Below are 15,673 nucleotides of genomic sequence, written 5' to 3' on the forward strand. Positions count from 1 at the left end.
TTGGGCTGTAGGTAATATGCTAGAGTTGTTTGAATAAGGAATTTGTATGTCTGATTACGCACATTTAAGCCGACAAGCCACTATTGCTAGCGTGATTGTAGCACTGGTCCTTATTTTGGCTAAAACATGGGCATATTGGTCAACAGGTTCAGTGAGCTTATTAGGCTCTCTATTAGATTCCATGTTGGATGGTGTTACCTCTTTAATTAACTTCATCGCATTGCGCTATGCCTTAATTCCGGCGGATGATCACCATAAATTTGGCCATGGCAAATTGGAATCCATTGCTGCATTGGCGCAATCAGCCTTCATGGTGGGTTCGGCGGTTGTTTTAGTATTAAATAGCTTTGATGTGATGTTAGATAATCGCCAAATGGTGAATAGCCATATAGGGATTGCCGTAAGCGTATTAGCCATTGTATTGACTCTGGCTTTGGTTACCTTCCAAAAATATGTAATTTCTAAATCTAAATCCCTCATTGTGGAAGCCGACTCCTTACATTATCAAGGAGATTTACTGATGAATGGCGCGGTACTGATTGCTATGGCGTTAATAGGCTTTGGTTGGTATTGGCTTGATTCAGTAATGGCCATCGGTATTGGTGTGTTTTTATGTGTGAACGCGTGGCATGTTGGAAATAAAGCCTTTAAAGAGCTCATGGACGAACATTTACCTGAAGTCGAAAAGATCATTGATGAGTTAGTAGGTCAAGAAGTTGGTCCTGAAGGTTGTCATGATGTTCGTTGCCGCCAATCTGGTCCTCAGTTATTTATTCAATTTCACTTAGAACTCGATGAAAACCTAGCATTATGGTCAGCCCATGAGATTGGTGATCGAATCGAGAAAAAAATTAAAGAATCTTACCCTCATTCAGAAATACTAATTCATCACGACCCAGTAAAAGTAGAGAGCTAATATTGCGTTTTGTTGTTTGTTTTTTCATATTAATTTACTTTTATCGTGTGTGCTTAGCGGCACCGGTAGAAGCAGGAGTGGGAGGCAATGAGCCTGCCGCGCCGGATCATCTATTTGAAGTAACAGATGATCACGCTGAAGTGAACGATTACACCAGTATCGAATTTTTCGATTGGAGCCAAGCGGTTGCATCGGATTATGTGGAGTCTCTAAACGATAGGGTGGATTCCTTTTTTATGGGGGCATTCTTTGATGAAGAGTCCGTTGAAGATGAGTCATCAGGTAGTAATGGTCGTTTATTTTTCAGTAGCCGCCGTGAAGACGGTGTTGATCCTGATTATCGGGTTGGCTTAAACCTTAGATTAGTTCTACCCCGTACCCGTGATCGTTTTAAACTGTTGCTTGAAACGGATGAGGATGAAGATAATGATAAAGAAACCAATGTTTTAGGTACCACAGAAAATGTCACATATTCTACAGCCATTAGGGTTGAGGTAGATAAAGGGCAAAACTGGAATACGAGTTTTGATAACGGTATTCGCTGGTCTGGAGAGCCTGTTTTTTTCTCCCGTGTTCGTGCTCGGCGTACAGACTATTTTGATTCATGGAAAACACGATTGGTTCAAACCGTATCTTGGCGAACGGATGAAGAGTGGGGATCTCGATTTAGTGCAAGCGCACTTAGACCGCTAGACATTGAACATCATTTTCGTATGGGGTTTAACGCAGATTACTTATTAAGTGATGATTACGCTAACTTAGATACTAGCTTTTCCATATTTCATGAGCTCAGTTCACGCTCGGCTCTATTGCTGGATTTATCTTTTTTTGGTGATACTCAAGACTACTCAAAAGTTAGTGACACTGTGCTTTCATTAAGTTATCGACGTAAAGTGTTTTCTCAGCATTTATTTGTTGAGGTAGTACCTGAGCTAGCTTGGCCAAGAGAAAACGAATATGAGCTTACGCCGGCGATTACACTTTTGTTTGAAATGATTCTAGGTGTGAATAACTAAGGTAACACTTAATGTGTCACCCTAATTATGACTTACTTATGCGCCTTCATTGGCACTGAATAAACCATCAAATAAGATGGTAGATAAATAACGCTCACCACTATCTGGTAAAATAACCACGATGGTTTTATCTTTAAATTCAGCTTGTTCAGATATTCTTAATGCAGCAGCAACCGCTGCTCCGCCAGAAATTCCAGCTAGAATCCCTTCTTCTTTCATTAATTTTTGCGCAGTTTCAATGGCTAGTTCATTACTGATTGCTTGGGTTTGATCCACAACGGATAAATCTAAATTTTCAGGGATAAAGTTAGCGCCGATGCCTTGGATTTTATGGGGGGCAGGGGAAATGCTTTCACCTTTGAGTGCTTGAGAAATAATGGGTGATGCTTCTGGTTCCACCGCAATGCTGGTAATCGCTTTGCCTTGTGTGTTTTTAATGTAACGGCTAATGCCACTAATGGTGCCGCCCGTGCCTACGCCTGCTACTAATACATCAATAGTGCCGTCAGTGTCATTCCATATTTCAGGGCCAGTGGTTTGCTCGTGGATGGCAGGGTTTGCAGGATTATTAAATTGTTGAGGCATGAAGCGGGTATCGGGGGAGGCTTCAAGTAACTCTTGAGCTTTTTCAACTGCACCGCGCATGCCCTTTGCACCTTCGGTTAAGACAATGTTTGCACCTAGTGCTTTCATGACTTTACGACGCTCAATGCTCATGGTTTCTGGCATAGTGAGAGTAACTTGATAACCGCGCGCTGCACCGACAAACGCAAGTGCTATGCCTGTATTACCACTGGTTGGCTCAACAATTTCCATTCCCGATTTTAGAAAACCATCTTTTTCGGCTTGCCAAATCATGTTGGCACCAATGCGGCATTTCACTGAGTTGGCAGGGTTGCGGCTTTCAATTTTTAATAAAATATTAGCTTTGGTGAGTTTTTTTAAGCGAACTAATGGTGTGTTACCGATGGATAAACTGATGTCGTCGTAAACTTGCATGATTTTTCCTTAAGTTATGTTAATGGCTGATGAGGCTGGCCATTAAGCAGATTTTGAATTGTTTGATCTTTTTCTAACCATAGTTCGTGTGTCCATTGTTGAAACTGGGCACGAAATTCAGGGTCATTGTTGTAATCGTGCTGTGAGAAATGCGCAGGTATCGGTTTCTTCTCCACTCGGACAATAATCTTTTTTACTTTCCCTAATAAGAAATCCATAAATGTGGGAATGCCATCTGGGTATACGATAGTCACGTTTAAAAGACTATCAAACTTATCCCCCATGGCGTTGATGGCAAATGCGATGCCGCCGGCTTTGGGTTTCAATAGGTGCTGATAAGTAGATTGCTGTTTAGCATGTTTAGACTGAGTGAAACGGGTTCCTTCTAAGAAATTCATGACGCTGGTTGGCATTTGCTGAAATTTCTCACAGGCTTTGCGGGTGGTTTCTAAGTCTTTGCCTTTCATTTCCGGATGCTTTTCTAAATAGTCTTTACTGAATCGCTTCATGAACGGGAAGTCTAATGCCCACCAGCATAATCCCATGACGGGAACCTTGATGAGTTCTTGTTTTAGAAAAAACTTCAAGAAGGGTATTTTAAGATTAAATACGTGTTGAAGTACCAGTATATCAACCCAGGATTGGTGATTGGCATTTACCAAGTACCAGCCTTTGTAATTTAAATGTTCAACACCTTGGACGTCCCACTGGGTATTTTGTGTGATTTTCATCCATGTGGAATTTCCAAAAATCCAAGCTTCTGCAATTTTTGTCAGCAAGGGGTTAATCCATTTACGAATGGTGTTAACTGGAATCAAAATTTTAATTAGGGCGAAAATGAGCAGTAAGCTACACCAAATCATTACGTTACATATCAGTAATGTTCCAGCGATTAATCCTACTAAAGGACTAGGCAGAAAATTCAACATAGGAGAACTCAGTGATTATTTTTTCCGCTTAGTATACGTGATGCCCGCTTTAAGTTAATCCCTAAAGCGGTTTTTCGAGGGGCTATTTTTGGGTGGCTTGAATAGCGGTGAGGGCAATGGTGTAAATAATGTCTTCTACCAATGCGCCGCGGGAGAGATCATTCACCGGTTTTGCCAAGCCTTGTAACATGGGGCCGATACTCACTACATTGGCGCTGCGTTGAACGGCTTTGTAAGTGGTATTGCCGGTGTTTAAGTCTGGAAAAATTAACACATTGGCTTGGCCTGCTACTTTGCTATTTGGCGCTTTAGAGGCGGCCACACTTGCAGTAGTGGCAGCGTCGTATTGAAGTGGGCCATCAAGTATTAAATCTGGTTGTTTGGTGTGAGCAAGTTCGCAGGCACTTCTGACTTTTTCCACATCGCTGCCGCTACCTGATGTCCCTGTGCTATAACTGATCATGGCGACTTTTGGTTCTATGCCAAATGCTTTGGCGCTATGTGCGCTTTGTAAGGCAATGTCTGCTAGTTCATCAGCGCTTGGATCAGGGTTAACGGCGCAATCTCCATATACCATAACTTGCTCTGGTAATAACATGAAAAAAATTGATGAAACCAATTTGGCATTCGGTGCGGTTTTAATTAACTGAAGTGCAGGGCGAATGGTATTGGCGGTAGTGTGTATTGCGCCACTGACCAAACCATCTACTTCATCCAGTGCTAACATCATGGTGCCTAGCACAACTGTGTCTTCTAGTTGTGCTTCAGCCATTGGTGCAGATAAGTGTTTGTGTTTGCGTACTTCCACCATTGGCTCAATGTATTGGTTGCGGATATGATCAGGTTCTAAGATTGTCAGCCCTTTGGGCAGCGTGACTCCTAAACTAGTGGCTTGTTGCTCTATGATGTCTTTCTTTCCTAGTAATATACACTGAGCGATTCCACGCTCTTGGCATATGACAGCGGCTTGAATGGTTCTTGGTTCTTCCCCTTCTGGGAGTACAATTCGTTTGTTGGCTGCTTGCGCCATTTGTACCAGTTGATAACGAAATGCAGCGGGGCTTAATCGAGCTTTGATATCTAGTTGCAAACGATCTTTTAAAAATTGCCCATTAATATGAGCTGCCATATGGTTCATGATGGATTCAACCCTGTCTGGGTCGTCGGCTTTTACGCCGTCGGGCATATGCGATAATAAGGATGCAGTTTCAAAGGTATCGGATGTTACGGATAAAATAGGCAGTTTACTCAATGAAGGCTTCACTAAGTTCATGACTTGTTCATCCGGCGCTATATTACTGGTTAATAGCAACCCTGATAACGGCACTCCATTATGAGAAGCCATAGCCGTGGCTAATAAAATATCTTCACGATCACCCGGTGTGACCACAAGCGTGCCGGGGAGTAAGTCCGATACCATATTCGGTACGGTTCTGGCACACAGGCTGATTCTTTGTACTCGGGAATGTTCTAAACCTTGTGGATTAAGAATGCTGGCATTAAGGTAGTTTGCAATGTCTTGGGTTCTTGGAGCGATAAGGGTAGCGTCCCAAGGGATAAGCCCTAAGATCTTAAAGTGCTCTGATTCAAAATTACTAAAGGAGGTGTTTTTAACTTCTTGGTCTGAAATATCAATATTCAAGGATGTTTTAAGCGGCGAGTAACTGGTATTCGGTGCATTAATTTTATTGATAATGCAGCCAAGTAAATTGGGATTTTTATCGCCACCAAATAAACCTTTGGCAATATTTAAGTGTTCATTTAATGCGGCTATATCACGAGACTTGGGTGCGGTTACTAAGATAATTTCAGCATCTAATGTTTTTGCCATTTCCACATTTAATTTGGCAGTGAATGGCTCGCTTCGATCTGGCTCAATTCCTTCAATGATGACCACATCAACTTCTTTACGCACTTTACGTTGCATACCGATGACTTCTTCCATGAGTCGGTCTTGTTGACCATTACTAATCATGTTTTGAGCTTGAGCTAAGCTAATGGCTTTTGGCGGTTTGATGCCACTAGCCAATGTGATTAAGTCGATGGCTCTGTGTTGTTGATCCTGTTCACTGCGGGCTATGGGTTTACATATACCAACTTTTAATCCCAGTTGATCTAATGCACGGATTATTCCCAAGGTGATGGATGTTAATCCTGTGCCCATTTCGGTAGGGGCAATAAAAAAGGTGTGCTGATGCATGAAGGATCCTTTTAACCCGTGTGTGAAACCTATTGAATAATTGAAAGTGTATCTTGGGCGATCATTAATTCTTCATTGGTGGCAACCACTAGTGATAGGGTGCTGTCTTGAGTGGTGATTTGGCCAATGTGGTTGCCGTTAGTTTGATTCAATTCGCCGTCAATTTCAAAGCCCAAAATGGTTAGGTGCTCTAATACCAATGAGCGAGTAAGACGGTCATTTTCACCTATGCCCCCTGTAAAAATCAGCGCATCGATTTTGGGCAGAGAAACCGCTAAGGCGCCAAGGTAGCGGGCAATCTTAAACGCAAATACTTCAATGGCTAGGTTTGCCTGAATGTGTCCTTGTTGCGCAGCTTGTTGAATTTCACGCATATCGTTACTTAAGCCTGATAGCCCTAATAAGCCGCTTTGTTTGTTAAGAATGCTCATAATATCAGCTAATGGCAGATTTAAGCGTTCACATAAAAAAGGCAATAATCCGGGGTCAAGGTCACCACTTCGGGTGCCCATAGCGAGCCCCTCTAAGGGGGTTAATCCCATTGATGTATCAACGCTCTGTCCGTTTCTAACCGCACATGCACTGCAGCCATTGCCTAAATGTGCAATCAAAAAATGGCACTCTTCTGCGGGCTTGTTTAATCGTGTAGCCGCTTCTTGGCTCACATAACGATAACTTGTGCCATGAAAGCCATAGCGACGAACACCGTGTTGTTGATAGTGCTCATAAGGTAGAGCATATAAAAAGGCACTTTCGCCCAATGTTTGATGGAAAGCAGTATCAAACACGGCTACTTGAGGTATCTCGGGCAGCAGTGAGAATATGGCTTTCATACCTAGAATATTTACTGGATTGTGCAGTGGAGCTAAATGACTCAAGGACTCCAACTTGGCTAAACTCTCTTGCTGAATTAATTGAGACTTACTGAAAGCTTCGCCACCATGTACAACACGGTGACCCACGCCAAGTAATGTATTCAGAAGTTGATTGTCCGCGAGCACTTGGATAACAGCCGCAATAGCGCCTTGGTGAGTGTTATCGGCTAGGGATTGTGCCTGTTTTGATTGATTTAATTCGTAGTCTAAGTGTGCTTGTGGGCTATTGAGGCGATCGGCTAAACCCTGCAAAACAAAGGTGTCGGTTGATGGCTGGATAACCGCAAATTTTAATGAAGAGCTCCCACAATTTAGGACTAAAATATTTTGCGGCATAGTGACAATTCATTCCTTTAACTGATGGTTAAGAGGCTTGCATGTGTAGCGGTGCTCGAATAGAGGCGGGCATGCCTAGCTCAATGGCTTTTAAAATTGTAATCGCTTCACGATATGGTTGTTTGTCAGGACGTTCAAGTACAAAGCGTACTTGGGTTTGATAGTGAGGGCCGCAGCGTTCGCAATTTTCAACTCGGGCACTGACTTCACGGATAGTATGAGTGCCTTGTGCGATATTAATTAATATCAACTGATCAGGTTTCAATTTGCATCGGCTATTAAAGGTCACATTAAACCGATTGAATTTAATAATTTGGGCATTGACCGCTTTTTTAGGGCGACCCAACCAACCTAGCATGTTGACAGTGAGTTCCATATTGTCGCCTCCATGTGATGTATTTGTTACATTTTAGCCTATTAATGAATTAAATAGAGTAATTAACCACCACTTTGCTTGGCATTGTGGCCTAATTCTTCCAGATATTTCACACTTTGCTCGGCTAGGTCCCCTTGAAGTTCAATATTCCAATTTTTAACAGCGCCACCACAGCCAAAACGTTTTTTGACCTTTTTACACAAATCACTTAATACTTTCTTGTCACCTTGAAGACCACTAATAACCGTAACGGTTTTACCTGCGCGGCCTTTTTTTTCCCGTTGCACTCGTATCACACCATCATTTTCTGGTGCTTGTTTTGCTTGGCAGCAGCATTGATTAATTGGGTACTCGCAGCCTTCACATAAGCGGCCGCTTTCAGTGGAATAAACCAGTGCCATGAGAGCCTCTGTTTAAAATATGTTCAAATTTATGGCGTGTATTGTAGTATGTTTAAAGAAACTAGGTAAGTATTTCATTTTCTTAGATTTTTTTATTATTAGGTAGGGGTTAGCGTATTCTTCACTTACTCTTTTGGGGTAAAGTACGGCTCGTAATAACTCACCCTCCACATTGCTTTACCTGCTTTATATAGGAACGTGCATGGATTCGCTTAGCAAGTATAAGGATAAAGGCTTTAGCGTATACCTAGAAATGGGAGACGCTCAATTAGCCCGACCGATAACACAATGGGTAAAAGATTGTGCTGGCCTTGTACAAGTACCTTCGAGCGAACTGGCAGATTTCCAGATTTGGGATTGGCCAGCGTTTGAATACCATAAACAATTAGGGGAACCACTGCCCTGTGAGTTGGTTGTAATCGAAAAAGATTACTTACCCTATAAAGAGCAGGCGGTTTTGATTCACGGTGCTCAGTTTTTCACCTATCCGGATGAAGTTGACTTACTGCTGTTAAGACTTTCGACGCATATTCAGCGATTAACGTATGTTCAAGCATTAGAAAGCTTATCTGTTTCGGATGCTTTGACGGGATTATTTAATCGCCGAAAATTTGATCAAGAATTAGACATTGCTTGGCGTCAAGGTAAGCGTCAGAAGTCGCAATGCAGCTTGTTACTCATTGATGTGGATTTTTTCAAACGATTTAATGATAGCTATGGCCATCTAGCTGGGGACCAGTGTTTACGGGAATTAGCACAGGTATTTCAAGCCTCTGCAGTGCGCCCACATGACGTGGTAGCTAGAATTGGCGGAGAAGAGTTTGCGGTAATATTGCCTGATACACCTTTATTGGGCGCTCAGTTCGTAGCGAATCAAATTATTGAAGCTGTTTTCGAAAAAAATATTCTTAATGACGATACTCCCCTTGGCCGAGTATCCGTCAGTATCGGTATTGCCTGTGTGCTGCCAAATGATACTCGCAATCTAAGCCAGTGGCAGAAAAACGCAGATGATGCACTCTATAACGCAAAAGAAAACGGTCGTAATCAAGCAAAATGGGATGCAAGTGCTAGCAAGAAGTTAGACGCTGAAATCTTTTAGCGTTAATGTGAAAATACTTCCATAGCCTGAGCAAATAGAGGCTTAAGGTTGGCCTCAGTACGGGTGCGTAGCACCGAACTTTTCAGTAGGTGATCTAAATTATTTAAGGTTTCTAAGACGGTATTGTCTTGGTAGGCAATGATTTCATATTCATAGTGATGATCCTGCACAGAAACCTTGGTCAGTTCAGTTAACTCTGTTTGTAGTAACCGTACGGCATTAAAGCATTGGTTCTTCAAGTCCATGGTGCTGCATTCCCAATATACGTCTTCTAAAACAGCTAATAGCTCTTCAATAAACACGGTTGCTTGAGAAATACTGATGCTCATTTGGTGGGCTCTATATCGTTTGTGATGTCTTTCAGTCTAGCCTGCTTTTGCCATCTTGGTAGGTTGCCGGTCCATTTTTAGGCTACTTTTTAGGCTTGTTTCGTATATAGAGGGTTTTTAAGGCTTTTGCGATAAGCTTGCCGTTATCATTGACCACATCAACTTCAAATTGAGCCTGAGTTACTTCAAAGTGGGTGGTTACAGTGCCTGTTCTAGGACTAATAACCCCTATCTGAGCTGATTTATCCCACCCAATGTACTCTTTTCGTAACTGGATCATGACCAGTAGTATAAGAAAAGGGTCAACTATGAAGTTCAAGCTGTCACCAAAATGAGTGCCCACATAGTTTTTATTGTACTAGCGAAGGGCATATGTACGGGCGCACTTGAGAAGTCATAGGCTAGATGTTTTATTTTGACCCCGCACCTCGGTAGGGGCCATTACTTTAATTAAGCCTTCACTTGGGAGCTTTGCACCACTCCTTCAGCGTGCTTAGGGTGATTATATGGCTGATTCAAAATGGATTGGATATTTTGCTGGCTGTGAGCTGCCATGACTTTTCTATTTAATTTTGAGGCATCCATAGCAGGTAAAAAATGCACATGGGCAATGGTTTTGCGTTCAAATAGAAGCGCCATAATGCTCATAAAAATACCGTCATCATCAATAAATGGTGTAGTTTGGCTGATGTTTTTTTTATGATTCCAATATCGAATGGCCACAGGCTGAACAAAACTTTTTTCCCGTACGGCTACTTCGAACATCATCGGTCGAAATGTATTAGTTTTAACTCCAATGGTTGTCGTACCTTCTGGAAATACCATTAGGTTATCACCATCTTGTATGTGTCTTTGTGCATTAGGTAATGAACGATAAACCTGAAACTTATTATCTCGACGAATAAATACCGTACCCAGTAGTTGTGCTAATAATCCAAGTATCGGCCAGTTTTTAACCTCTGACTTAGCAATAAAGCGCAGACGAGGTGCAGGCATAAATAGCAGGGCATCTAACCAAGATATATGGTTTGAAACGAAAATCCTCGCATTTTTATCCACTTGGCCAATGTAATGTACTTCCACGTGCAAGCACACCAGCAATAAACGACATAAGTGGCGTTGACAGATTTCAATCATTTCTTTGCGCTTAACCTCATTGTTAATCACTAAGTAAATGATAATGGCATTAAACATCATGATTACTAATGTCATAAAGCCAATAACCACACGTATCGGCGCTGTCAGAATAGTTAGCATGGCAAGTCCTTTTTATGCACGCAAGAAGTGTTTCAAATAACGCATATTGATGTTTTCTTTTTCTAATAAAACCATTACATCTGCCACGTTGAACGCCTTATCCCAGTGGGCTTCACCACAAACTTTACAGCCCATGCGTAGGTAGGCTTTTAGTAATGCTGGTACAAGATGTTTACCGTCCATGTCATTTTGTACTTGTGGCAAGGTGTGTTTTGGAATAACGCGCTTAGAGGCATCGGTGAAATGTTTGGTTCTTAGGTAGTCAATGACTGCAAGAGTCTGGCGAGAACCATTAATGAATGGGATGCTGGCACAACCAATCAAGCAATCAATATTATGCTCCAACATGAACTGACCGATTTGCCCCCACAACAATGCAATGGCACTTCCGCTTCTATGATCATCGCTTACACAGGTGCGGCCAATTTCCATATAACGTTTTGATTCATCCATAATACCGTCAAGCTTGAATTCACCAGCGGTGTAAAATCCATTATGCTGACGCGCCATATCACTGGTGATGATGCGGCTATATGCCACCACTCTTTGTGAATGCTGTTCTTTTACTACCAAGTGATAACAATACTCATCAAACTCATCTTTATCGATGCCTGGTTCTTCAGAGTGAAGTTCGGCACCAAATTCCTGAGTAAACACCTGATGGCGTAATTCAAATGCGCTTTGAATATCCATCGGGTCATTAGTGATGTGAGCGCTCAGTGACACTTCCTGTGTAATTGGTTGTAACTTAGCTGCTTGATTCATGTTGATGCTCCTGTAACGTTTTAAGCAAATTAAGCTGATCAAATGACAACCAAGTGACAAAGCTTTTACCATTTGATGACGGCTAAACCAGAGGTCTTGTTCTAGTATTAGAGAGGGGTACCTATTGGTGAGGTTTGGAGTGTTTATGAGAGTACTAGCAGTACTGTTGAGCGTTATGTGGGCAACGGTATTGGTTGGAGCAGAAGTTTATTTACTACCGGCTCAACCGAGTAATAATCAAATTCAGCAGGTATTTGACCGAGAGCTGGCGCAAAATTTGTTGTTTCATAAGCCGTTTGACTTGCCAATTGAAGTGGAGCGTACACATAAGGCCATGATTAAAAGCCTAACGCCTTGGGTGCAACTTGGATTTGTTTCACAAGAAAAAACGCGATTTATGGCGGATAAGATCATGTACGGTGAACCCAGAGAAGTCAGCGTGGGTGGTTTTAAGTTTAGTTATAACCAAGAAAACCCTCTCGTCAGCGATCAAGGAATTTTCTACGGCCGTCCGAAAATGCATAAAATTTTTGAAGTGAGTCAGGTTGTTGATATATCTGGGGAATATTTTTGTGAAGTGTACCTTTCTTGGCATGCCGTTGATTTGCCCAAGTGGCTGGACAAAGTGAATCTTAAGAAGCGAGAGAATCGTATGTTGCGCAGAGCAAGAGAAAGTCAAAGTAGGCCATTTGAGAAACGTGTGCAATTAATAAACAAAGACGGGGAATGGCACTTATGGAGTGGCAGGGGAGAGAGAAAAGTTAAGCAGCAACTATTTTAAATACGAAAAAAATGAGGCCAGCATAGTAATAAATTGATCAGACCTAGCCCTACGATAAGAGCAATATGAGAAAAATTAGAGAAAAACTGAGCATATTTTGATTGGGTAACCATGCATCTTACTATCGTACTGATGAGTAATGTAGTACCAATACAATGTAGCCATAGTGCCAAGGCGCCATTTAATTCAGCCAAGCTGAACAGTATCATCAATAATAGAGTTAAATAGTTATAGTCATCGCGGTTATTCTTTGAAGTAGGCGAGATGGTTTTGTCGAATGAGTCAGAGTGATTAGTAGAATCACGGTCGGATAATGTTCGATAAAGCATGACGAACACTATTAAAACAGAATAAACTGTCACTATAGGTAAGAAAGGCATTAATTACTCGTTTTTCATAACTATTGGTAATAATATTATTTATACAAATTTAGCTTAAACCATAGCTATCGAAGGTAGTGTTAACTATACCTAAAGGATAGCTAAGTTTGGTGGGATCACGTGTCTTGGATTGATTTTTTATTAGTTTTTAGTCTTTTTGCGCAAATTGCCATTTTGTTTGTGGTGATTCATGCACGCCATAGATTTATCCCTTTTCTTGGAAAACCAGCCGTACTTCTTGTTGGAATTGGCTTTTTCTTTTTAATTTGTGCCCACGTTCTTCAACTAGCCTCTCATTTCAATTGGATAAAGGCAGGTGAAAGTTTGGACATAGTCGTTCAGACTTTGAGTTTTACTACCTTTTTATTCGCGATTTTATTCGCTTTTAATGTTTCGGAGAAAGTAGCAGGTAAACACGCAAATGCAAAACTTCGAGAGCATTGGTTACGTAAAGTTAATGAGAACATTCCAATAGCGATCATGGTAATGGACGGTGAAAGAATTATTTATAAAAATAATTTGTATGAGCAGCTGCAAATTCAGTATAAGAGTGACAATCCATTCGGTGAGCTAGACCTATCAAAAGATCAGCAAGAAATTTGGTTGCATAACGAAAATGGTGATGGATTTGGTTATTGGATTAATAAATACAACATCACCAACACCAATAGTATTGCCTTTATCATTACAGATATCACCGCGGCAAAGATACAAGGTAGCTTCATCCAAAAAATTGCTCAAGATTTAAACGCACAAAATAAAAATAACATCACAGAGATGACACGTTTAATTCATAGCTTTGCTCCTAGTTCAATCTTATTTGTAGGCGCATACAATGGGAATGACGAAGTATATGATTATATAACCCATGAAGGCGGTGCCAATATTCCAAAAGGTCGGTTTCATATTCATCCGAGCATACTTCAAGATGATGATTGGAATTGGCATGCCAGTGATCAACTTAAATCACATCAAGTACCATCAATTGTAAAACACTCAGAACTATCAACATTCTCAGTGCTGCCATTAAAAAGCGATTCAGGACAACCTCTAGGTATTATTTTACTAATCATTCCAGATTCTCTTGAGCGGGACTCATTAAGTGAAATACTGTTAGATTTTTTAGCGATCTTTAGCTTACGAGTGAAATCTGAATTAGAGCATCAGAATGATAAAGAACTCCTAAAACAAAGCACTCAGCAATATAAAGCCATCATAGAAAGTAGCAACGAAGCTATTGTTGATTTGGTTGTTCATCCTAACGTGCATTTAGACGAAAGTGTTGATATGCAGTGGAACAGTTTAAAAGAGTATGCACAAATTACAGAAGTGAACTCTGTTTTTCTTGATTTCTTTCAATTAGAAAGCTTACCCAGCATAGAAAAATTCTTTTCTATAAAAAGCATTAAGCACATGTTGCGATATGTACTTGAAAGCGGATTCAGCAGTGATGTAATTGAAGTGGCGCATCAAAAATCAGGGGGAGGTATCGCTTGGTTGAGCTGCAATGCCATGGCCGATATAGAAGATAGAAAAATTCGCCGTTTGTGGTTAATTATCCGTGATATTACAGACAGCAAAAACCATATACGACACCTAGAGCATGAAGCTCGTCACGACAAACTAACTGGCCTTGCCAATCGGTCTGCTCTGCATGATTATTTAGATGAAAAAATCGACCAAGCCAATCAGTTTGGTTTTGAGATGGCGCTATTGCTAATAGACCTCAACCGTTTTAAAGAAATAAATGATGCATTGGGTCATCACTATGGCGATGTATTATTGAAAAAAATAGAACCCAGAATTAGAGATATAATTGCCAATAAACGTGGTTTTTTGGCTCGACTGGGGGGGGATGAATTTGCCATCGTTATCCCCGCAATGCAAAGTCAAAATGAGGTACAGGTCTTAGCGCAAGATATAGCCGCTAAACTTAAAGAGCCGTTTGACTTAGGTAAACTTAATGTTGAAATTGGCTGTTCCATGGGAGTAGCTTATTTCCCAAGTGACGCTGATGAAGCAAGCTCTTTAATACGCTGTGCTGATGTCGCCATGTATCAGGCTAAAAAAGTTAACTCACGAATTTTAGATTACCGTAATGAAATGGATCAAAATAGCCCAAGGCGGCTAGCATTAACGGTTGATATGAATAAAGGCCTTAGAAATGCTGAGTTCTTTTTAGTCTACCAACCAAAATTAGACTTAAACACAAACACGATACACTCAGCAGAGGCCTTGATTCGTTGGCAGCACTCGGAGCTAGGTTTAATTGCACCAAGTGAGTTTATCCCCCTAGCAGAAATGAGTGATGTCATTATAAATATGACCCACTGGGTAATCGATCAAGCCTTGGGGCAAATAAAAGAGTGGCAGTCCCAAGGAATTAACATAAAAACATCTGTGAATGTTTCTACACGAAACCTACTAGACGAAGATCTCCCTGAATTCATTAGAACCAAGTTAGAAGAATATCAGGTACCGGCACACTTGCTTGAAATTGAAATTACAGAAAGTGCATTAATGGTTGACCCCGAGCGAGCCTTAAACACATTAAAAAACATAAATGAAATGGGCGTGAGTATATCTGTAGATGACTTTGGTACAGGCTATTCCTCCTTTATCTATTTAAGGCAGCTACCAATAGACACCCTAAAAATAGACATCATGTTTGTAAGAAATATGTGTATCAGCCAGCAGGATGAAATTATCGTCAACTCAATTATCAACCTAGCGCACAACTTATCATTGACCGTTGTGGCAGAAGGGGCAGAGACATTTGCAACCGTTGAGAGATTGAGAGAGATGAACTGCAATTTAGTACAGGGTTACTACTTAAGTAAACCTGTCCCCGCCGATGAATTCATTGTCATCAAGCAAGCTTGGGGCGATTAATCTTCATGCATCCCCTCTGATTATACGTATAGCCCCTGATTCAACGGCTTTTGTAAAACTTTTACAAAAGTGATTGACTCTTAATAGTATATGCGTAGAATGCGCCACCTCGACAAGAT

The 15,673-nt window shown here is 41.1% G+C and carries 15 protein-coding genes; 5 read left to right on the forward strand and 10 right to left on the reverse strand.

The annotated features are described in order from the left end of the window. Nucleotides 1–46 precede the first annotated feature (46 nt). Together ABWV45_RS09000 and ABWV45_RS09005 are read left to right on the forward strand one after the other, a co-directional pair. Nucleotides 47–916, forward strand: a complete 870-nt coding sequence (locus ABWV45_RS09000; RefSeq protein WP_353350816.1) for a cation diffusion facilitator family transporter — start codon at nucleotides 47–49, stop codon at nucleotides 914–916. 2 nt (nucleotides 917–918) lie between these two features. Then, the gene (locus ABWV45_RS09005) at nucleotides 919–1,932 is read left to right on the forward strand and encodes a hypothetical protein (protein WP_353350818.1); all 1,014 of its coding nucleotides are present in this window, start codon (nucleotides 919–921) and stop codon (nucleotides 1,930–1,932) included. Between the two features lie 36 nt (nucleotides 1,933–1,968). Here the strand turns inward: ABWV45_RS09005 and cysK are convergent, their stop codons facing one another. From cysK to ABWV45_RS09035, 6 genes are all read right to left on the reverse strand, one after another. Beyond that, a complete protein-coding gene (gene cysK, locus ABWV45_RS09010) occupies nucleotides 1,969–2,931 on the reverse strand; it encodes a cysteine synthase A (RefSeq protein ID WP_353350820.1) in 963 nt (320 codons plus the stop codon). A 14-nt stretch (nucleotides 2,932–2,945) separates the two neighbouring features. Continuing rightward, nucleotides 2,946–3,860: a 1-acylglycerol-3-phosphate O-acyltransferase, YihG family gene (gene yihG, locus ABWV45_RS09015; protein WP_353350822.1), complete on the reverse strand. Its 915-nt coding sequence runs from the start codon at nucleotides 3,858–3,860 to the stop codon at nucleotides 2,946–2,948. An 82-nt stretch (nucleotides 3,861–3,942) separates the two neighbouring features. After that, complete coding sequence (gene pta, locus ABWV45_RS09020) at nucleotides 3,943–6,060, reverse strand: phosphate acetyltransferase (protein WP_353350824.1); 2,118 nt, start codon at nucleotides 6,058–6,060, stop codon at nucleotides 3,943–3,945. Between the two features lie 29 nt (nucleotides 6,061–6,089). Continuing rightward, nucleotides 6,090–7,271 (reverse strand): acetate kinase, encoded by a 1,182-nt coding sequence (locus tag ABWV45_RS09025; protein WP_353350826.1) that lies wholly within the window; start codon nucleotides 7,269–7,271, stop codon nucleotides 6,090–6,092. A gap of 28 nt (nucleotides 7,272–7,299) precedes the next feature. Then, complete coding sequence (locus tag ABWV45_RS09030) at nucleotides 7,300–7,647, reverse strand: hypothetical protein (protein WP_353350828.1); 348 nt, start codon at nucleotides 7,645–7,647, stop codon at nucleotides 7,300–7,302. Between the two features lie 62 nt (nucleotides 7,648–7,709). After that, the gene (locus tag ABWV45_RS09035) at nucleotides 7,710–8,048 is read right to left on the reverse strand and encodes an SUI1 family translation initiation factor (RefSeq protein WP_353350830.1); all 339 of its coding nucleotides are present in this window, start codon (nucleotides 8,046–8,048) and stop codon (nucleotides 7,710–7,712) included. Nucleotides 8,049–8,250: 202 nt separating this feature from the next. Between ABWV45_RS09035 and ABWV45_RS09040 the strand changes: the two genes are divergently transcribed. After that, nucleotides 8,251–9,150, forward strand: a complete 900-nt coding sequence (locus tag ABWV45_RS09040) for a GGDEF domain-containing protein (protein ID WP_353350832.1) — start codon at nucleotides 8,251–8,253, stop codon at nucleotides 9,148–9,150. A gap of 2 nt (nucleotides 9,151–9,152) precedes the next feature. Here ABWV45_RS09040 and ABWV45_RS09045 read toward each other — a convergent pair whose 3' ends face one another. The 4 genes from ABWV45_RS09045 to ABWV45_RS09060 all read right to left on the reverse strand — a co-directional run bounded on the left by ABWV45_RS09045 (nucleotide 9,153) and on the right by ABWV45_RS09060 (nucleotide 11,501). Next, complete coding sequence (locus tag ABWV45_RS09045; RefSeq protein WP_353350834.1) at nucleotides 9,153–9,479, reverse strand: hypothetical protein; 327 nt, start codon at nucleotides 9,477–9,479, stop codon at nucleotides 9,153–9,155. Nucleotides 9,480–9,561: 82 nt separating this feature from the next. Next, nucleotides 9,562–9,822 carry a hotdog fold domain-containing protein gene (locus tag ABWV45_RS09050; RefSeq protein ID WP_353350835.1) on the reverse strand — a complete coding sequence of 87 codons (261 nt, stop codon included), beginning with the start codon at nucleotides 9,820–9,822 and terminating at the stop codon, nucleotides 9,562–9,564. 107 nt (nucleotides 9,823–9,929) lie between these two features. After that, nucleotides 9,930–10,736 carry a lysophospholipid acyltransferase family protein gene (locus ABWV45_RS09055; protein ID WP_353350837.1) on the reverse strand — a complete coding sequence of 269 codons (807 nt, stop codon included), beginning with the start codon at nucleotides 10,734–10,736 and terminating at the stop codon, nucleotides 9,930–9,932. Between the two features lie 12 nt (nucleotides 10,737–10,748). Next, on the reverse strand, nucleotides 10,749–11,501 hold the full coding sequence (locus ABWV45_RS09060; protein ID WP_353350839.1) for a GNAT family N-acetyltransferase: 753 nt from the start codon (nucleotides 11,499–11,501) through the stop codon (nucleotides 10,749–10,751). Between the two features lie 145 nt (nucleotides 11,502–11,646). On the opposite strand from ABWV45_RS09060, the gene ABWV45_RS09065 reads away from it, so the two are divergent. Next, entirely contained in the window at nucleotides 11,647–12,282 is a 636-nt protein-coding gene (locus ABWV45_RS09065) for a hypothetical protein (RefSeq protein WP_353350841.1), read from the forward strand. Nucleotides 12,283–12,782: 500 nt separating this feature from the next. After that, on the forward strand, nucleotides 12,783–15,554 hold the full coding sequence (locus tag ABWV45_RS09070) for a sensor domain-containing protein (protein WP_353350843.1): 2,772 nt from the start codon (nucleotides 12,783–12,785) through the stop codon (nucleotides 15,552–15,554). Nucleotides 15,555–15,673: the final 119 nt, after the last annotated feature.

It is taken from the genome of Oceaniserpentilla sp. 4NH20-0058 (assembly GCF_040371755.1).
In the GTDB taxonomy this organism is placed as follows: Bacteria; Pseudomonadota; Gammaproteobacteria; order Pseudomonadales; family Oceanobacteraceae; genus Bermanella.